Source organism: Bacteroides sp. AM37-9, from assembly GCF_003603455.1.
Taxonomy (GTDB): domain Bacteria; phylum Bacteroidota; class Bacteroidia; order Bacteroidales; family Bacteroidaceae; genus Bacteroides; species Bacteroides xylanisolvens.
In genome coordinates this window covers 47051-67577 of sequence record NZ_QTNF01000022.1, presented here as the reverse complement: position 1 = coordinate 67577, position 20527 = coordinate 47051, and the positions used below count along the sequence as shown (strand labels likewise).

The window sequence follows — 20527 nt, the reverse complement described above, 5'->3', positions numbered from 1 at the left end:
AAAAGGAGAAAAATCACAGGAGAATGATGATTATTGAAGATTCGCTGCCAGAAACTTGCGCATTTCTTCGATGCTTTTTCCCCGGCGGCGGGTATAATCTTCGAGTTGGTCTTCTCCAATCTTTCCTACAGAGAAATATTCGGAAGCCGGATGCGAAAACATAAGTCCGCAAACAGAAGCGTGCGGATACATGGCCCCGTTTTCAGTCAATGAAATACCTATCTGTTTCATGTCCAGCAGTTCATCCAACAGGAAGTTGACAGACTGATCCGGTAAAGACGGGTAGCCGACGGCAGGGCGAATACCTTGATATTTCTCGACCAATAAATCCGCTATGCCCAGATTTTCTTCTTTGGCATATCCCCATGCTTCTTTTCGTACATACTCATGCATCTTTTCTGTTGCAGCTTCTGCCAGTCGGTCGGAGAGGGTTTGGACAAGCAAGTGTTTATATGGGTCCTGTTCATACAGTCCTTCCATGTCCGCATCAATAGAAGAAGCAAAAGCACCGATGGTGTCGGGGATGCCGGAAGAAAGAGGACGGATAAAGTCGCTTAGACAAAGGAAAGGACTTCCATCTCTTTTGGGCGTCTGCTGACGCAGCAAAGGAAAGGTGACGAATTGGTCTTTTTCTTTCTCAATAATTAGATTATCTCCGTCAGAATTTGCTTTACAGAGCTTGAATAGGGTCTTTACCTCATAATCCCGGTCGAGTAGATCAAGCATCCGGTTGGCTTCTTTAAATAGCTGCATGGCTTCGGAAGCCTTGCTACGTTCTTCTTCTGGAAAAGTCGTCAGCCACGAAGCACGGCAGACGTCACATCCGTGAATGTTAGCAATGGCTGCGAAACGTGGCTGGAAACCCCATGCGTGGAAAAAGTAAATCCAGTTGATGTAGGGAGTGACTGTATGTATTTTATAAGATAGAATCATAATTTATACAATTAAATGGGAATTTATCGGTTAAATGAGAATTTATCGGTTAAATGGGAATTTTGCAGTTAGGCTGAAAGCCTTACAATTATATATTTATTGGGGTGCCCTGAAAGGGCTTAATTATATAGCGTAGGGCAACGCCCTACGTAAAAACGACAATCTGAATTTGCGCCCTGAAAGGGCATAATTGTATACAGTTCCGCCCTTTCAGGGCTTGTGGCTGGTGTGTTTTTTTCGTAGGGCGTTGCCCTACGCTATATAATTAAGCCCTTTCAGGGCACTCCGCAAAATTATCATTTATCGTTCGAAGAACAATTCTTGTCCGCGATAAGACTCGTCTATTTCTCCATTGTTATACAACAGATGTCCGTTTGCAAATGTTTTCTCTACCTTCCAGTTGAATGTATGGCCTTCCAGCGGGCTCCATTTGCATTTGCTTAAGATGCAGTCTGTGGTTACAGTCCATTCGCTTCCGGGGCGGACTAATACCAGGTCAGCCTGATAGCCTTTGCGGATGAATCCCCTGTTTGGTATCTCATACATCTGTGCAGGAGCATGAGCCATTTTTTCTACTACTTTTTCGATAGTAAACACTCCTTTATCTGCCAACTCCAACATGCTGACCAGCGAGAACTGAATCATCGGCATCCCGGACATTGCCTTTAATGCACCTCCTTCTTTTTCACTAAGCAAGTGTGGGGCATGATCGGTTGCGATGGCATCAATCAGACCGCTATTGACAGCCTCTTGCAAAGCTTTCCGGTCTTGTGCAGTCTTGATGGCAGGGTTACATTTAATGCGGGCACCCAATGTCTGATAATCTTCTTCCGTAAAGAGTAGATGGGAAACGCAGGCTTCTGCTGTAATTCTTTTTTGTGCCAGAGGAACGTTGGAAAACAGACTCAACTCTTTAGCGGTGGAAATATGCATGATGTGCAGGCGGGCATTTGTTTCCCGTGCCAGTTGCACAGCCAGCTCGGACGAACGATAGCAAGCCTCTTCCGAACGGAGAAGCGGATGAAGAGCCAGAGGTACATCGTCTCCGTATTCTTTCTTATATTTATCCGTATTTTCTTTGATAATTCCCTGGTCTTCGCAATGGGCGGCGATGAGCAGATCGGTTCCGCCGAATATATTACGCAAGCTGGCCATCCGGTCTACCAGCATATTGCCGGTGCTTGAACCCATAAATAACTTCACGCCACAAACCCGGTGTTTATCCAGTTGCGCAAACTGGGTATAGTTATTATTCGTTGCTCCGAAATAGCAGGAATAGTTGACTGCTGATTTCTCACCTAGTAGGGTGAATTTCTCTTCCAAAGCCTCCAGCGTCGTAGTCTGCGGGTTTGTATTGGGCATATCCATGATGGAAGTGACACCTCCTGCTGCAGCGGCATGGCTTTCTGTGGTAATATCAGCTTTATGAGTCAGGCCGGGATCGCGGAAATGAACATGTTCGTCGATGGCACCCGGTAGGAGATAACACCCGCTTGCGTCAATGACTTCGTCACAAGGGGCAGTTGCTTTTTCTTCACCCACCAATATTTCGGCTATCTTTTCATTTTCAATGACTACTGAACCCAGTACTTTTCTTCCTTCGTTAACAATAACGGCGTTTTGAATCAGTGTACGTTTCATGACTTTTGCGGGAATTTATGGAACCAACTATTTACTTTTAATTTAATCACACCAAATATGGCCTCTCCAAAGATGCTGCTATTCATCTTGGAAGTCCCTAGTTCACGATTAATGAAAATCACGGGAACCTCGATGATTTTAAAACCACATTTGTAAGCGGTGAATTTCATTTCAATCTGAAAAGCATATCCCTTAAAACGGATATGATCCAAATCGATCATTTCCAGTACCTGACGGCGGTAGCAGACAAATCCGGCAGTTGTGTCTTGTACGGGTATTCCTGTGATGAACCGCACATATTTGGAAGCAAAGTATGACATCAATACTCGTCCCATCGGCCAGTTCACTACATTCACTCCGCTGATGTAGCGGGAGCCGATGGATACATCTCCACCCTGTTCCGAACAAGCCTGATACAAACGGGGTAAATCGTTCGGATTATGACTGAAGTCGGCATCCATTTCAAAGATATACTCGTATGCGTGTTCCAGTGCCCATTTAAATCCGGTAATATAGGCAGTGCCCAATCCCAGTTTCCCTTTACGCTCAATCATAAAAAGCCGTTCGGGAAATTCTTGTTGCAAGGTTTTTACGATGGTTGCCGTTCCGTCCGGAGAGCCGTCTTCTATTACCAGAATATGGAATACTTTGGGAAGGCCGAATACGGCACGGATGATATTTTCTATGTTCTCCCGTTCATTATAGGTAGGGATAATTACAATGCTATCCGATGTCTGCATATAGATACTATAAAATTTAAAACAAAAGTAGTTCTTTTCCTTTAGTTATAGCCGAACTAAGGAAAATTTAACGTGAAGAGCAGAATGCAATCTTTTGTTTCTTGGTGTGAAACGGTTTGTTCCTCGGTGTGAAACAAGTTGTTTCTCGGTGTGGAACACTTTGTTTCTCGGTGAGAAACTTTGGGGGGATGAAAACTTTCCCACACTTATGTCTGTCCTGCGATTCTTTTTTGTAATTTTGCGGGGAAATTTTATAGGTATGACAATAACTGAATTGCAACAACAATATGCTGCCCATCCCAATATGGCAGTAATGAAGCGCTTGTTGAAGGACACTTCTGTTCAGACTGTTTTTTGCGGAGGACTGTGTGCATCTGCTGCTTCTCTTTTTTCTTCTGTACTGGTGCAAGAGGGTGGTTGCCCGTTTGTCTTTATTTTAGGTGATCTTGAAGAAGCCGGATATTTTTATCATGACTTGACGCAGATATTGGGGACGGAAAAGGTGTTATTCTTTCCATCTTCATTCCGTCGCTCTATTAAATATGGGCAAAAAGACGCAGCCAATGAGATTCTGCGCACGGAAGTACTTAGCCGCTTGCAAAAAGGGGAGGAGGGACTATGTATCGTTACGTACCCGGATGCATTGGCAGAGAAAGTAGTGTCGCAAAAGGAATTGAGCGATAAAACCCTGAAACTGAATGTAGGGGAGAAAGTGGATACCACGTTTATCACTGATGTGTTGCATAGTTATGGCTTCGAATACGTAGATTATGTATATGAACCGGGGCAATACGCTGTTCGCGGTAGCATTATCGACGTTTTCTCTTTTGCTTCGGAATATCCTTATCGTATTGATTTCTTTGGTGATGAAGTAGAAAGTATCCGTACCTTTGAAGTAGAGTCCCAATTATCCCGCGAGAAGAAAAGTGGAGTGTCCATTGTTCCCGATTTAGCAGTGACAGGAGACGTGACAACTTCCTTTCTGGATTTTATCCCGAAAGATACTACTCTGGCAATGCGCGATTTTCTTTGGTTGCGTGAACGAATCCAGGTGGTGCATGATGAGGCGTTGACCCCCCAGGCAATAGCTGTCCAGGAAGCCGCAGAGAATGGAGGTATTACATTAGAAGGAAAACTGATAGACGGCAGTGAATTCACTGTACGGGCACTCGATTTCCGCCGATTGGAATTTGGTAACAAACCAACTGGAACGCCGAATGCCAGTGTTACTTTCAATACATCTGCCCAACCCATCTTTCATAAGAATTTCGATTTGGTAGCTTCTTCTTTCAAAGATTATTTGGAAAAAGGTTATTCGCTATATATCTGTAGTGACAGTATGAAGCAGACAGATCGTATCAAGGCTATTTTTGAAGATCGGGGCGATCAGATTAATTTTACTCCCGTAGAGCGTACCATACATGAAGGATTTGTAGATAACACACTACGGCTCTGTATCTTCACCGATCATCAGTTGTTTGACCGTTTCCATAAATATAACCTGAAAAGTGATAAAGCCCGTTCGGGAAAAGTAGCACTGTCCTTAAAAGAACTGAATCAGTTTACTCCGGGAGATTATGTGGTGCATACCGATCATGGTATCGGACGTTTTTCCGGTTTGGTGCGTATACCGAATGGTGATACTACGCAGGAAGTTTTGAAACTGGTGTTTCAGAATGAAGATGTAGTGTTCGTTTCCATTCATTCACTGCATAAAGTTTCTAAATATAAAGGTAAGGAGGGAGAGGCTCCCCGGCTTAACAAATTAGGTACAGGGGCATGGGAGAAACTGAAAGAACGTACAAAGAGCAAAATCAAGGATATAGCCCGCGATTTGATAAAATTGTATTCGCAGCGTCGTCAGGAAAAAGGGTTTTCTTATAGTCCCGATAGTTTCTTGCAGCGTGAGTTGGAAGCATCCTTTATTTATGAAGATACCCCGGATCAGAGTAAGGCGACGATTGATGTCAAAGCGGATATGGAAAGTGACCGCCCGATGGACCGTCTGGTCTGTGGAGATGTAGGATTTGGAAAAACAGAAGTTGCAATTCGTGCCGCTTTCAAAGCTGTTGCCGATAATAAACAAGTGGCCGTTCTGGTTCCGACAACGGTGCTTGCTTACCAGCATTTTCAAACATTCCGCGAACGTCTGAAAGGACTGCCATGCCGGGTGGAATATTTAAGCCGCGCACGTACTGCCGCACAAACCAAAGCTGTATTGAAAGGACTGAAGGATGGAGATGTCGGTATTCTGATAGGTACCCACCGTATCTTAGGCAAGGATGTTCAGTTTAAAGACTTGGGACTGCTGATTGTTGACGAAGAGCAGAAATTCGGAGTTTCCGTAAAAGAAAAGCTGCGTCAATTGAAAGTGAATGTAGATACACTGACAATGACTGCTACTCCGATTCCCCGTACCCTTCAATTCTCGTTGATGGGCGCGCGTGATTTGAGCGTGATTTCCACTCCGCCGCCTAACCGCTATCCGATTCAGACCGAAGTGCATACTTTTAATGAAGAAGTGATAACGGATGCCATCAATTTTGAGATGAGCCGCAACGGGCAGGTCTTTTTCGTCAATAACCGGATTGCGAACTTGCCGGAACTGAAAGCAATGATAGAGCGCCATATTCCGGATTGCCGTGTAGCAATCGGACACGGACAGATGGAACCGACAGAACTGGAGAAAATTATTCTGGATTTTGTCAACTATGACTATGACGTGCTCTTGGCAACCACAATCATCGAAAGTGGTATCGATATTCCGAATGCAAATACCATCATTATCAATCAGGCGCAAAACTTCGGCTTGAGTGATCTCCATCAGATGCGTGGACGGGTAGGGCGTAGTAACAAGAAGGCATTCTGTTATCTGCTGGCTCCTCCGTTGGGTAGTTTGACGGCCGAAGGAAGACGACGTCTTCAAGCGATTGAGAACTTTAGCGATTTGGGGAGTGGTATTCATATTGCCATGCAGGATTTGGACATTCGTGGAGCCGGAAATTTGCTCGGAGCCGAGCAAAGTGGCTTTGTTGCTGATTTGGGATATGAAACATATCAGAAGATACTGACTGAGGCTGTCCATGAGTTGAAAACAGATGAATTTGCGGAACTGTATGCTGATGAAATAAAAGGTGAAGGACAAATTAGTGGAGAAGAATTTGTAGAGGAGTGTCAGGTGGAAAGTGACCTCGAACTTTTATTGCCGGCCAACTACGTAACCGGCAGCAGCGAACGTATGTTGCTCTATCGTGAACTGGATGGACTGACATTGGATAAGGATGTGGAAGCTTTCCGCGCCCGCCTGGAAGACCGCTTCGGACCGGTTCCCCGGGAAACGGAAGAACTACTCCGCATTGTTCCTTTACGTCGTTTGTCAGCGCGTTTGGGAGCAGAGAAGATTTTCCTGAAAGGCGGACGAATGACCTTGTTCTTTGTTTCCAATCCGGATAGTCCGTTCTATCAAAGTAAGGCTTTCGGTAAAGTGATAGACTATATGATGAAGTATACCCGGCGCTGTGATCTGCGTGAGCAGAATGGCAGACGGAGTATGTTGATTAAAAATGTAACTAATGTGGAGACGGCAGTCAGTGTGTTGCAGGAGATTGTGGCGTTGCCTGTGAAAGAAGAATAAATAAGCTTTTCGGGGAAGATAAGCGAGGAATTGTTTGTTTTATACCAAGGGGATCTTTATCTTTGTAGATATAACTTAATAACTGATATGGCTAAGAAATCATATAAACCTCAAAATAATGAATTGCCACAGGTCAATGAACCAGTGGCTGCTTATCATGTAACTACTCCTAATGCAAATCTTTATGTTCCTACAGAATATGAACAGGAAATTATAATGCATTCTGAAAAAGATTATGAAGAGGGTAGATTGCATACTCAAGAAGATGTGGATAAGCTGGTGGAACAATGGCTAAGTTAAAAATAGTCTGGACAGAAACAGCGACTATTGTTTTTCAGCAAATTCTGACTTTCTATAATGTGAGAAATGGAAATACCCAATATAGCCGTTCCATTTATACAATGGTGAGAGACGTATTGCAATTAGTCGCTAAATATCCTTATATGTATAAAGCTACTTCTGTTCCTAATATACGTGTTTTTCATTGTGATTATTTCAAAGTCTATTATCGGGTACTTGAAAAGCAGATTCTTGTGGAAGCTGTTTTTGATACTCGCCAAGATCCTGATAAGGCTCCTTTTTAGAGGTGGTTTTGTAAGTGATGGAATGGAGCGAATTAGCGTTTTCTGTATAATTTGTCTATCAAATCAGAACGTCCGATACGTCTCAACTCATTGATGATATTTCTCCTTTCTTCCGGTTTATACCAAAAAAAGAACTGTCGTTGTGCTAGTTTCTCCCGTTGGGTTTTAGCACTGAATATCGGTTCTAACGTGTATGGATGGAATCCGGTATACCAGGCTTCGGTGGCTACTGTCATCGGAGTGGGAGTGAAGTCCTGCACTTGTTCCAGGTGGAAGTCCAGACGTTTAGTGATAACGGCAAGTTCCGCCATATCTTCTTCTTTGCATCCGGGATGCGAGGAAATGAAATACGGAATCAGTTGTTGACGTAGATTCTCTTCCCGGTTGATACGGTCGAATATCCTCTTGAATGTTTCAAATTGCTCGAAAGAAGGTTTGCGCATCACAGATAATACCCGGTCACTGGTATGTTCCGGAGCTACTTTCAGCCGACCACTTACGTGATTGACAATCAATTCACGGGTATACTCGGCAGTGCTGCGGTTGATCGCTTCATCTTTACTTTGATGAAGTAACAGGTCATAGCGTACTCCGCTACCGATAAACGATTTTTTTATTCCGGGCAAGGCATCTACTGCACGGTAAATATCCAGTAAGGGGCGATGGTCGGTATTTAGATTCGGGCAAACTTTCGGATGGATACATGACGGTCGTTTGCACTTCTTGCAAATAGCTTCGTCTTTTCCTTTCATCTGATACATATTAGCGGAAGGACCACCCAAATCGCTTAAATATCCTTTGAAATCGGGTAACTGGATGACCTCTTTCACCTCTTTCAGTATAGACTCTTTGCTACGGCTGACGATAAACTTTCCCTGATGAGCAGAAATGGTGCAGAAGGCACAACCGCCGAAACATCCCCGGTGAATGTTGATGGAAAACTTAATCATATCGTATGCCGGAATCCGTTTCCCTTTATATTTAGGATGAGGCAGCCGGGTATATGGTAAATCAAACGAACGATCGAGATCTTCCTGGCTCATCGGAGGATATGGAGGATTGACTACTACTATCTTGTTTCCGACGGCTTGCGTGATTCGGGAAGCCGAATATTTGTTAGATTCTTCTTCGATATGCCGGAAATTACTAGCCTGTTTCTTTTTATCTGCCAGACATTCTTCGTGCGAATAAAGTGGAAGGTCATCTTCGGCAGAGGTCCATTCTGTTGCACGACAAAGATAGGCTGTTTGAGGAACTGATCCGATGATTGTTCTGAATTTACTGCTTGTCAGTACTGGCTCTTCAGCAGTAAGCAGACTTTTCATATTCTTCACCAGGTCTGGAAGTGGTTTTTCTCCCATTCCGTAAATGAGCAGGTCGGCACCGCTGTCGCATAAAATGCTCTTTTGCACTTTGTCCTGCCAATAATCGTAATGACTTAACCGTCTTAAACTGGCTTCGATTCCTCCGATAACTACGGGAACATCCGGATAAAGTTTCTTTAGTATCTGGCTATAAACCGTAGAAGGATATTCCGGACGCATATCCGGACGACCGTCCGGGGTATATGCATCTTCACTGCGCAATCGTTTGTTGGCTGTGTATTTATTTACCATCGAATCCATGCATCCACCGGAGATGCCGAAGAATAGCCGTGGGCGTCCCAGCTTCTTGAAGTCACGCAGGTCGTCACGCCAGTTGGGCTGGGGTACAATGGCTATTTTCAAACCTTCCGCTTCAAGAATCCGTCCAATAACGGCAGCACCAAAAGAAGGGTGATCCACGTATGCATCAGCACTGAATAGAATGACATCCAATTCATTCCATCCGCGAAGTTCTACTTCTTTCTTGGTAGTAGGTAACCAGTCAGTCAATCGATATTCTTTCATGCTGCAAAGATACGGATAATAAAAAAACATCCCAATGATTTTTTTATTCATTGAGATGTTTAACTTCGATTATCAGGATGTTTTGCTTCAATCATTGAGATGTTTTTTTATAACTTCCCATTGATTGTGAACTGTAATGTCATTTGTTCTCCATCATAGATTTCACGAAAACCGATACCTTGCTCGGACAGATATTCCTTTAGATCCTGAAACGCGTCAGCATGGTTCATGATAATCTCTATCGTTTCTCCCGGAGAGGCAGTGCACATTGCTCTTATTGCAGGAATCAGCGGACTGTATGCTGTTATTCCGCAGGTATCTACCGTAATCATTATTCCTCCTCTTCTTCCGCTTCCGTGTTGGAAAGCCAGGTAAGATAGAGCTTAATGAGCTGTTGCAGACCGAATGCCTTCATATTATTGTGATAAATCACGTCGATACAAAGGTCCAGCAAGTCTTTACTGTCTTCTTCCTGACTGGCGATAAGGGAGCGGATATTAAGTTTCAACTTATCCAGAACTGCTTCATCTACAATACCGGTACTGTCGATAAGATGACGGAACAGAGCATATTTCTCAATCGTTCTCAAGTTTTCATTAGATACTTCTATGCTGCGTGTACCGCTAGGATTTGCTTGTATAGTATACATTGTTTTTTAGTTTTAAAGGTTATTATAGTAGCAAAGATAGAATTTAAAATGAGAAACGGATTAAAAAAAAAGGATATTTTTTATTTTTGAGTAAAGAATCCCAAGATGCCTGCCATGATGGTTGCCCGATCCGCTTCCGACTGGATGCTTTCGAAAGGAAAGCCCAATACAAAAGTGCGGTAGTTTCCTTTGTAAGCGATACCTGCGCTCTGATTGCCGGGTACATACGTAAATACAGGGAAAGCAGTATCTACGGGAACGATGCAATCTGCTGCAGGAACCGCATAACTGTTCTCATTGGGCAGACGCGGGATCGTGATTGTGCGCCCCAATCCTTTAATCTGATTCGAACTCTTATCCGTCAGGCTACTTTGATAACCATATTTCAGTATTTTCTCTGTAAACTCCCGGTTTCCTTGTGTGCCGCTCATATCGCTTCCTATATAAGCACCGCTGACAAATAGATTACCTCCCGACTGACAATAACTGGTCATAATTCGTTGCATAGCCGAGGAGAATGTCTTGTAGTATGCTTTATTTGCGGGGTCTTCTTTTTCCAGTCCCAGGATATAATCTACCACCGGATAATCTTCTAACGTAACCAATCCGTTTTCTACCGCTTCGTCACTGCATGACACAAAACTATATTTGCCGGTTGCCTGAATCGCTTTTCCATGAATGAAAGGATAATCGAATGTGTTCCCCGCTATTTTCATTCCTTCTAACTCGTTTCCGCTATGTCCCAGACTGCCTTTTCCTTCTTTTCCGGCTTGTGTACGGTCGAAGCCTGTTTGTGCTCCGCAAAACGAAATGTTTGATATATACGGGACTCCGGGATCTTGTGATAAATCGAATCCTGCTCTATCAGAAGTATTAATGATCGCCGGACCGCTGATTCTGTCAAAGCCATTGATGATAATTACCTTTTCCTGTTCGCGTTTGGCTTTATAAGCGGAAAGGATTTCGGAGGGAAAGCTTTCCCCGCCGCGGTTTACGGCAGTCACTTTGAATGAATAAACGAGCCCCGGTTCTATTTTAACAGTGTGGGACGTTTTGCTGACTAAGGTTCCATTGTCAAAGCCTCCATAACCGATGCGTGTATATACGATGTATTCCCGTGGGCGTGCAGTCGGTTCTTGCGGATCATCTTCACCTTTCCATGAAAGTTCCAGCGTATTCTTTTTCTTTCCGAATTGAATGGCGAAATTGCTGACTGGCAGGGGCTGAACTATATATTCTTTATCATGCTGGCTGGTAATGAACTGCAAAATACCTTTGTAAATGGCTCGTCCCACTGTAAACTTGAAGTTCGGATCATGCCCTAACTGCATATCTGCGAAATTCTGATGGGAGAGCAGTTCGATAATCGTAGAAGGTGTAGCCGGGAGACGTGTTTCACTGTAATTCCGGTTCCACATACTGCGGCGTGTCCAGGGGATGCTGTAACTGGAATAAATATCTTTCTGAATCTGTGTGAGCAGAATATCGGCTAAGTCACGTGATGCATACCGGTCTGTTCCTGTATTCAGTTTTCCATTATTGAAATCGGTGGTATAGATACCGAGCGATCCGATAAGCTCATCAGTCTTGCTGCATCCGGCATCACTGTGCAACGCCATAGTCATTTCCAAAGGTACGCCTAAACCCGATTGTTGCGGGTTGTAGACAGAACTGCCCGACAAATAGTTGATAGCGTTGGAACGTGTGTTGATGTCGTCTGTATAGTCGTTTTCACCTTTACGTCCTGCATATACTTCGTATGGCATTCCCGCCCATTGCGCAGAGTAGCGTGCTCCTTCCAAATAACGGGGTAGCCCGCTGGTTCTTCCTCCACGGGCAATGTTTCCCATTCCACCTCCAAAACGTACTGCATCGGCGCATACAACTCCATGTTCGCTGCTCTCGTTGCTAAGTACCACCATGCCGTAGTCGTTGTTCCCTTTATCAAATTCAAACGTTCCGAGGTAAACCCATGTGCCTCCACCTATTTTCTGATTAACTTTAAATTCGGTTACTCCTCCGTTATGGAATACCAGATATTTGGCGTCGCTTACACTATTTGGGAGTGTCTGATAAGAAACATAAACGGCATACTTGCCTGTTGCCGGTAGAGTAGGTACCCATTCGGCAAATACCTGGTCTTTATTCTTCTTTTTCTTTCTTTCGGTTGGTATGAAACGGCAGGTTCCGTCAGTGAAAGGATTCTCTCCCTCTTTATAGATCGTCTTCTTTTGAGCAAATCCTCTTACCGGGGCATTTGTCCAATTAGCTTTTTTGCTACCCACTTCCAGATAAAGGGAAGCATTGGGAGTGTCATTATCTACAATGATCTCATTCTTCTGCGTATCCCGTTCACGGGGAGTATAAACAATCGCTCCAGCATTTTCCAACATGGGAATCACGTATGGAAGAACGAAAGATTGAGTGAACATATCTTCCGTGGTGCAGAATAATCGAGGGCGTTGCCATCCCCATTCGTTTTTATCATTTTTGAAGTAGTTGCCGTGGCTTTGCCAGATTGCGATATGACGGTTTTGCAGTCCGCGTGAAATTTCATTGGGACGTGAAATGTTTTTCACCCAGGGAGCTCCTTTATAATCTATATTCAAAGATAACCGCTCCTTATCCTTTTTCTTATTCCGGTAGAAATTAGGTACCAAATCCTCAATAGGTTTTCCATCCGCATAAATGGTGAGCTGGTAATAATGAACAGGCCCCGGAAGCAGTTCTTTAACTTGATTATAAATGTTTTCTACAGTTTCCGGACGGAAAGGCTGATAGGCGAAACTCTCCGATGCATAGATTGCAATTGTCTTGCGATCATAATTTATCTCGAAACTGTTCAGTTTAGGAGTGCTGATTTTGGCTGTTGCGGTATATTTGTTGAAGTAATCCGTCAGCCGTTCTTTTACATTTCTTTCAATATCTTGAGCGAAAAGAAAATTAGCACTTACAGTAAGGCATAGAAGAAACACTATTATCTTTTTCATTATTCAATGCTTTTGTTCTCATTTTCACCACAGAGGAAAGGAGGACACAGAGTTATTATGAATAACCATTTTATATCGCTTCATAGATTTAACCTCCGTGTCCTCCTTTCCTCTGTGGTGAATTATCCCCGCAAAAATAACAAAAAAAGAGCGAGAAGTATCGAAACTTCCCACTCTTCTTTCATTGTTTTATATTCTCTTAATTAAGAATATTATTCTTATAAAGGAACGTATTCTACAAATGCTTCCATTGCTTCGTAAGAAGCCAGTCCTAACTTATCATACAAAGTAGCTGTGCCACGGTTGCGGTCTTCGCTACGTTGCCAGAACAAACGTTCGTCATTACCCAGGAACGGAGCGCTTTCCATCTGCGACTGATGTTTCAGGATAGAGTTACGTTTTGCACGAAGTTCTTCCGGACTGATCGGCACTGCCATTTCAATATTTTCGATTTCCCATTCAGCCCACGCACCACGGTACATCCAGATACGGCAGTCTTTCAGCCATTTGGCACCTTCTTCTTTTTCAAGATCAACGGCTGCGAATACGGCGTCCGTACATACACGGTGTGTTCCGTGCGGGTCGGCCAAGTCACCTGCAACGAAAATCTGATGAGGTTTCACTTCACGAAGCAAGTTACGTACGATTTCCACGTCTGCTTCACTGATCGGGTTTTTCTGAATCTTACCTGTTTCATAGAACGGCAAGTCTAGGAAGTGGCATCGTTCCAATGGTATATTGTTATAAGTACAGGCCGTACGGGCTTCACCACGACGAATCAGACCTTTGATAGTCAGAATGTCACGACTGTCCATATCACCATCTTTCTTCTCTTTCAAGAAATTACGTATTTCTGCATATTTCTCATTGATAACCTGATCTGCACTGTTATTGAAGAGTTGGTTGAATCCGTTGATGAAATGCATGAAACGAACTACTTCTTCGTCGCCAACGGCGATATTACCGGAAGTTTCGTAAGCTACGTGTACTTCATGTTTTTGCTCTACCAAACGACGAAGCGTACCACCCATCGAAATAACGTCATCATCCGGATGCGGAGAGAAAATGATTACACGTTTCGGATACGGTTTTGCACGTTCCGGACGGTAGGTGTCATCAGCATTAGGTTTGCCACCCGGCCATCCGGTAATGGTGTGCTGTAAATCATTGAAGATTTTGATGTTTACATTGTACGCAGAACCGTAAAGTGCCAGAAGTTCACTCAAACCGTTTTCGTTATAGTCTTTATTTGTCAACTTCAGAATCGGTTTGCCAGTCAACTGACACAACCAAACGATGGCACTACGGATTAGTTTATCATTCCATTCGCAAGAAGTTACCAGCCACGGACGTTGGATACGTGTTAAGTTCATAGCAGCTGAAAGATCAAGAGCTACATGCGCGTTGTTGTGAGTTTGCAGATAAGAAGCCGGAATAGTGTCAGTGATCGCACCTTCCACACATTCTTTAATCATAGCTGCTTTGTTTTCCCCCCATGCAAGCAGATAAACCTTCTTTGCGCCAAGGATAGTAGATACACCCATTGTAATAGAACTGATCGGCGTATTATCCAGCGTTCCGAAAATCTTGGATGCTTCGTTGCGTGATGCATTATCCAACAAGATCAGACGAGTGGTAGAATTCAGCCGGGAACCCGGTTCGTTGAACGCGATGTTACCTACACGGCCAATGCCCAACAAGGCAATATCAATACCTCCGAAGCTTTCAATGCGTTGTTCGTACAGACGGCAATATTCGAAGATGGTATCTTTGGGAATGCTTCCGTCGGGAGTGAATATATTCTGTTTGTCAATATCGATGTGATCCAATAACATACTCTTCAAAGCGTTGAAGTTGCTGTTGATTGCATCGGGAGCCAACGGATAATATTCATACATGTTAAATACGATCACATTGCGGAAGCTAAGACCTTCTTCCTTATGCATGCGGATGAGTTCGGTATATACGTGGCTGGGCGAATCACCTCCGGGGAGTGCCAATACGCAGAAGCGTCCTGCTTTTTGTTTTTCGCGGATGGTTTGTGCTATTTCGCGAGCAATATAGTTAGCACCTTCTTCTACGGATTCGTAGATGTCCGTAGGGATTTTCTCGAGTCTTGTCAAGACTGATTTTTCAAATGCATTCTCCGGTCTGTAGTATCTGGGGGAGACCCGGTGGAGACTGATTTGAGAACTAAGATTTGTTTTCATAAAGTTGTTAATTAAGTTATGTAAGATTAGCGTCCTTACGACTGTATTTTCACGACAAAGATACAAAAGAAGTCTATATAATTAACTACCGAGTTCTAGGTATTGTTGCTACATGAATCTGTTTTTAACATTTGTTATTTGGCAAATGTTATAGATGGAATTCGTCTGCATCTTTCCATACCGGGAACTTCTCTCTGAATTGGTGGAGAGCAGTGAGATTTACACTGACCGTCGTTATGCCCTCCTTTTCATCTGGAATTGAGCCGATTTCTTCTCCGAAAGCGGAATAGACTTTACTTCCTCCATTATATGAAAGTTGGTATCCGTCTGTACCTACTCTGTTGACACCGCATACATAGCATTGATTTTCTAAAGCGCGTGCCCGGAGTAGAGTATCCCAAACCAGACGGCGGGGGATAGGCCAGTTGGCTACATATATTAAAAGGTCGTACTCGTTGCCTACGTTTCGGCTCCATACAGGGAAACGAAGGTCATAGCAAACCAGCAGGCAGATATTCCATCCATGATAGGGGATGATGAGTCGTTTATCACCGGCCGAAAAATGTTCGGCTTCCCGTCCCATACGAAACAGATGTCGTTTGTCATAATAGAACTCTTCTCCTTCCGGTGTCAGAAAGAACGCACGGTTATAAAACAGTTCGTTCTCTGTTGCTATATAGCTTCCGCAAATGGCTAGCTGGAATTTGGCGGCCCATTGTTTGAGTGTTGTAATGGTTTCCCCGGAATTTGGCTCTGCCAGTATTTTACTCTGCATACTGAATCCGGTAGAAAACATCTCCGGTAAAACAACAATCTCCGTTATTCCACGAAGACTTTGCAGCTTTTCGTAGAGCAAACGGAGATTTTCTTGTTTATTTTCCCAAACAATATCGGTTTGTATGATAGAAATACGGATAGACTCCATGATAACTAAGTATTATACTTAATACCTAATACTTAAATCATATTTCTCCAAGAGCGAAATTCTCCGGATGTTTTCCTTTGAAATCCTTGAAGTAAAGTTTGATTTCTCTCATGTCCTTATTAATATCTCCTGACGGCATGATAGCTTTCGTTGCCGAAATCGTTTTTTTGCTGTAATCAATACCAATCAGAACGATAGGAACCTGTGCTTTCAAGGCTATAAAATAAAAGCCTTTTTTCCAGTTTGGATTCGCTTTACGGGTTCCTTCGGGAGTGATAGCCAAATTAAACTTTTTATATTCGGCAAATTTATGAACCATCTGATCTACTAGCGAAGTTTTTCGACTGCGGTCGACGGGAATTCCGCCAACTGCTTTGAAAAAGATTCCAAGCGGAAAGAAAAACCATTCCTTTTTCATCATGAAACTTGTCTTACGGCCTATAGCACCATAAAATAGTTTTCCAATAAATAAATCAAGGTTTGTTGTGTGTGGAGCGGCACATATCACGCATTTGTCATAATTAGGCACCGTAACGTTTGTCTTCCACCCTAACAGGCGGTAATAGATAAAGCTATAAATTGCTTTTTTCATTCTGTTGTTAGTTCAATTTCCCTATAGCTTCAATAATCTCGTTTACCTTTGCATTAAAATCAGCACGGAATTTCTTATAAAAACCTTTCACGTTGCCCGGTTCTGTGTGGCTGATGCGAGTAACAAATTCATCCTGCATCTTCAGTACCTCTGCCATCAGTTCATCTGCTTTCACTTTGTCTGTGCCAGGGATGAACATGCTGTTGATTAAACACTCGGTGAATAATTCTCCTGCGATATAGTTTACGTTCTTTTTGAGTTCTCTTCTACTTGCCATAATCTTTACATTTAATGGTGAATAATAAAAAATACTTGCGGTAAAGATAGGCACTTTCTTTGATTCTAGCGAATAAATAGTGGAAAAAACATTATTCAGGTCTTCATCTTCTTGCTGTATTTCTTTATTCAAATAACTTCGCAGGATTGATACTTAAGAATTGTTCGGCTTTCATGCCCCCTTCTCCGACTACGAAACTAGCATACGGTTGATACATTTTGCGTATTTCTTCTAGTCCTGCATTATACATTTCACTGTTGCTTTTTACTTCTATGGCTACAATCCGGTTTTTCTTTTTCAATATATAATCTACTTCCTTATCTTTTTCTCTCCAGTAAAATACTTCATAGTTACCAGTAAATGCGTTGGAAACAATATGTGCACCAATTGCAGATTCAAAAATACGTCCCCATTCTTTTCTGTTGAGAATAGCCTCCTTAAAAGTCAAATCATTATATACGGTTTTTAAAGCATTGTTGAATACCTGAAATTTAGGAGCGCTTGCTCTTTGGCGCGACTTGTCCATTGCAAACTTTTGTAAACCGGTCAGTAAGCCGCTATCTCCCAGTAAGTTTAAATATCCTGCTAGCGTTGTTGTATTTCCAGCGTCTTGTAATGCTCCTACCATTTTGGTCAGCGATACGATTTCACCGGAATAAGAAGTTCCCAGTTCAAAAGTTTGCCGTAATAATGCCGGTTTGCTAATTGGGGAATCGTATAAAATATCTTTATTGATAGTGGCATCTATGATTGCTCCATTGATATATTGTCCCCAGCGTTCTTCATCTTCTATCAAAAAAGCTGCTCCCGGGTATCCACCGAAATAAAGATACTGTTCCAGACTCATATTAAATGCATCCCGCATTTCCGGATACGACCAGTGTGTCATTCTTATCTCTTCAAAGCGACCCATCATCGAGTCTGATAATCCCTTTTCTAACAATACACGTGAAGAGCCGAGAAGAACGACTTTCATATTAATATCATTGAATGTATCTGCATCCCATTCTTTTTTGACTACTTCACTCCAATTTTTTATTTTTTGAATTTCATCGATTATCAGAATAAATTCAGATAATTTTTCTACTCGCATCTGTACTCTTGCCGTATTCCAACAGTCTGAAATCCAAGATGTCTGTGTAGCAGGAATACTATCTGCCGAATAGATTTGATAAGGTAGATTCAGATCATTGACTACTTGTTTGATGACTGTAGTCTTTCCAACTTGGCGTGGTCCTAACACTACTTGCAGGAAATGTCGAGGCTCTTTTAGTCTTTTTGTAATCGTTTGATATTGAACTCTTTTATACATGTTTTCTGTTGTTTATTCAATAGAATGAGTACTTTTACTCAATATATTGATTAGTTTTACTCAATAAATAACGCAAATATACACAATAAGTTGCTTTGTATCATTTTAAATCTACAATTCTTTATCTTTTCTTTAATCATGGAATTAAAGAGTATAAAAAAGAATGAAACGGTGCAGAAATGAATGAAAGTTTGGTCTACTATAAAGTTGAAAAAGGTTCTTCGTCAAATTTGGTGGTAATCTCTTTTTTATTTCGATGGTTTTCCTCTTCTTCTTTCTTAATCCTATAAAAAGTTGTAGATATGTTTGCTTTTTAGTAACTTTAAAGACACCACATCATTAAGAGTTACAATGCAACAAGCCATATCTACAACGTACAAATATACATCAAAAAAAGAAAATCCTCCTACAAATAGGGGATTATTCCATGATTTCAGATTCAGTCCTGGCTACGATAATCTGCAACAAGATGGTATCTCTGAAGCTGTTGGTTCATTGACGGTCTTTTTACATACGGCTGGCAAGGGGGCTTCCTGTCCTTATTGCGGACATTTCAGTCACCGATTACACAGTTATTACTCCCGTCATATTCAGGATCTTGAAGTTTACGGTCATACTTTGGAGTTAGTCATAAAGGTTGGCAAATATTATTGCGAAAATGTTTCTTGTCCGCGAAAAATATTCTGCGAACCGTTGTCTTTTCTGGCTCGTCGGTATGGTAGACGGAGCTATCTTGTTGAGGAACGCATCAGATCGATAAGCTTGGAACTTACTTCCCGAAAGGCCTCTTCTCTTTTGCAGCTGTTCCATATAACGGCCAGTAGCTCTTCCTGCTTACGCATCCTACAACAGTGCGGGCAACATAATCCTATGCATAATAAAAGTATTTATGTAGGTATTGATGATTTTGCCTATAAAAAAGGTAAGGATTATATGAGTGTGGTCGTAGACCAGATGACACACATGCCTATTGCTTTGTTAGAGGATAGAAACGGAGAAGCGCTTGATAACTGGCTCACCCGGAATCCTCAAATACAATATATAACGAGAGACCGTGGAAGATGTTTCACAGAGGCTATAAACAGAATAATCCCTGGTGTTACACAAATCTGCGACCGGTTCCATCTAACCAAGAATATGACGGACACGATGATACCGGAAATAGAGAAAATGATTCGTCAGACCAAGCAAAAGCTCAAATACGAATATCCTGACAGAGACACGGCTTCTTCGTTAATTCTTCAGGACATATTTAACATGGGAGATGTCCGACACAGAGAAAAATTGAAGATATACAGGGAAAGCCTGAACTTAAAAATGCAGGGGATGACCATTGAGCAGACAGCCGCGCATTTGGGCAAGAAAAGTCGCTACATTTATAAGCTCATTCACAACAGGAGAATAGGGGCATACTTGAATGAGCAACAGAAGACAGCTCTTAAATATGTATCCGAACTGGCTACAATCATTAGTGCGGGCTGTATTACCCGAAAAATATTGGCACAAAAAATGGGGAGTAAAATCAGTGGCGCACTTATTGGAAGGATAACATCCAGCTTGCGAAAAATGTATCAACAAAAGAGGAAGGAAGTCAAGGAGCATAATGAGAGCATTGAAAACGGAAGTAAAACACAGAGAGTTTCACAGAATCAGATACGCAAATACATTCTAAAGGGAGAATCGGATAATCCTAAACTAGCGGAACTATATAAGTCCTCACCACAGATTAAAGAACTCTTAAGCGTGTGTCAGAATTTCAGAGATATGATTAATGGGAACACTTATGATAAGGATATTAGAAAGTGGATTGAAAAAGCGAAGGCAACACGGAATATGGCACTGACGAACTTTGCATATGGTATTGAAAAAGACTGGGAGGCAGTACAGGCAGCTATTGATATCCCCTTCAGTAATGGATTACTGGAGGGGACAGTGAATAAAATTAAAGCGGTAAAAAGGCAGATGTACAATAGGGCAGGAAGCAAACTACTGAGAGCCAAGATTCTTTATTCACAATAGAAGAAGTACCACCAAATTTGACGAAGAACCTTTTTCAACTTTATAGTAGACAAAAAACTCTCATTCATTTCTGTACCGGCATGAACAAGATTCACCTCTGTGTCCTCCGCGTCCTCTGTGGTGAACAAATGC

Annotated in this window: 16 protein-coding genes; 4 read left to right on the top strand and 12 right to left on the bottom strand. The window is 42.4% G+C overall.

What is annotated here, in order from left to right; genetic code table 11:
• Window positions 1-30: 30 nt before the first annotated feature.
• The 3 genes from DW862_RS15810 to DW862_RS15800 form a co-directional block, all read right to left on the bottom strand.
• Window positions 31-933: a vitamin B12 dependent-methionine synthase activation domain-containing protein gene (locus DW862_RS15810; RefSeq protein ID WP_120069218.1), complete on the bottom strand. Its 903-nt coding sequence runs from the start codon at window positions 931-933 to the stop codon at window positions 31-33.
• 300 nt (window positions 934-1233) lie between these two features.
• Entirely contained in the window at window positions 1234-2574 is a 1341-nt protein-coding gene (locus DW862_RS15805; protein WP_120069214.1) for a dihydroorotase, read from the bottom strand.
• Window positions 2571-3314, bottom strand: a complete 744-nt coding sequence (locus DW862_RS15800) for a polyprenol monophosphomannose synthase (protein ID WP_120069211.1) — start codon at window positions 3312-3314, stop codon at window positions 2571-2573. The genes DW862_RS15805 and DW862_RS15800 overlap by 4 nt, the downstream gene beginning before the upstream one ends.
• Window positions 3315-3573: 259 nt before the next feature.
• Between DW862_RS15800 and mfd the strand changes: the two genes are divergently transcribed.
• The 3 genes from mfd to DW862_RS15785 all read left to right on the top strand — a co-directional run bounded on the left by mfd (window position 3574) and on the right by DW862_RS15785 (window position 7532).
• Window positions 3574-6948: a transcription-repair coupling factor gene (mfd, locus tag DW862_RS15795; protein ID WP_120069276.1), complete on the top strand. Its 3375-nt coding sequence runs from the start codon at window positions 3574-3576 to the stop codon at window positions 6946-6948.
• Window positions 6949-7035: 87 nt separating this feature from the next.
• Window positions 7036-7248, top strand: a complete 213-nt coding sequence (locus DW862_RS15790; protein WP_008021814.1) for a hypothetical protein — start codon at window positions 7036-7038, stop codon at window positions 7246-7248.
• Complete coding sequence (locus tag DW862_RS15785; protein ID WP_004312602.1) at window positions 7236-7532, top strand: type II toxin-antitoxin system RelE/ParE family toxin; 297 nt, start codon at window positions 7236-7238, stop codon at window positions 7530-7532. The genes DW862_RS15790 and DW862_RS15785 overlap by 13 nt, the downstream gene beginning before the upstream one ends.
• 32 nt (window positions 7533-7564) lie before the next feature.
• Here DW862_RS15785 and DW862_RS15780 read toward each other — a convergent pair whose 3' ends face one another.
• The 9 genes from DW862_RS15780 to DW862_RS15740 all read right to left on the bottom strand — a co-directional run bounded on the left by DW862_RS15780 (window position 7565) and on the right by DW862_RS15740 (window position 18376).
• On the bottom strand, window positions 7565-9421 hold the full coding sequence (locus DW862_RS15780; protein ID WP_120069273.1) for a YgiQ family radical SAM protein: 1857 nt from the start codon (window positions 9419-9421) through the stop codon (window positions 7565-7567).
• Between the two features lie 107 nt (window positions 9422-9528).
• The gene (locus DW862_RS15775) at window positions 9529-9753 is read right to left on the bottom strand and encodes a sulfurtransferase TusA family protein (protein ID WP_004312598.1); all 225 of its coding nucleotides are present in this window, start codon (window positions 9751-9753) and stop codon (window positions 9529-9531) included.
• Window positions 9753-10070 (bottom strand): hypothetical protein, encoded by a 318-nt coding sequence (locus tag DW862_RS15770; RefSeq protein WP_004312597.1) that lies wholly within the window; start codon window positions 10068-10070, stop codon window positions 9753-9755. The genes DW862_RS15775 and DW862_RS15770 overlap by 1 nt, the downstream gene beginning before the upstream one ends.
• A gap of 80 nt (window positions 10071-10150) precedes the next feature.
• A complete protein-coding gene (locus tag DW862_RS15765; protein ID WP_120069207.1) occupies window positions 10151-13060 on the bottom strand; it encodes a xanthan lyase in 2910 nt (969 codons plus the stop codon).
• Window positions 13061-13278: 218 nt separating this feature from the next.
• Window positions 13279-15270 carry a glucosamine-6-phosphate deaminase gene (locus tag DW862_RS15760; protein WP_008643310.1) on the bottom strand — a complete coding sequence of 664 codons (1992 nt, stop codon included), beginning with the start codon at window positions 15268-15270 and terminating at the stop codon, window positions 13279-13281.
• Between the two features lie 148 nt (window positions 15271-15418).
• Window positions 15419-16195 (bottom strand): amidohydrolase, encoded by a 777-nt coding sequence (locus DW862_RS15755; RefSeq protein WP_120069203.1) that lies wholly within the window; start codon window positions 16193-16195, stop codon window positions 15419-15421.
• A gap of 37 nt (window positions 16196-16232) precedes the next feature.
• On the bottom strand, window positions 16233-16787 hold the full coding sequence (locus tag DW862_RS15750; protein ID WP_004312588.1) for a 1-acyl-sn-glycerol-3-phosphate acyltransferase: 555 nt from the start codon (window positions 16785-16787) through the stop codon (window positions 16233-16235).
• 7 nt (window positions 16788-16794) lie between these two features.
• Window positions 16795-17064, bottom strand: a complete 270-nt coding sequence (locus DW862_RS15745) for a hypothetical protein (protein ID WP_004306027.1) — start codon at window positions 17062-17064, stop codon at window positions 16795-16797.
• A 124-nt stretch (window positions 17065-17188) separates the two neighbouring features.
• A complete protein-coding gene (locus DW862_RS15740) occupies window positions 17189-18376 on the bottom strand; it encodes an ATP-binding protein (protein ID WP_004312586.1) in 1188 nt (395 codons plus the stop codon).
• 351 nt (window positions 18377-18727) lie between these two features.
• Here DW862_RS15740 and DW862_RS15735 point away from each other — a divergent pair, with 351 nt between their 5' ends.
• Window positions 18728-20395, top strand: coding sequence for an ISL3 family transposase (locus DW862_RS15735; RefSeq protein WP_087321590.1), 1668 nt, complete (start codon window positions 18728-18730; stop codon window positions 20393-20395).
• Window positions 20396-20527: the final 132 nt, after the last annotated feature.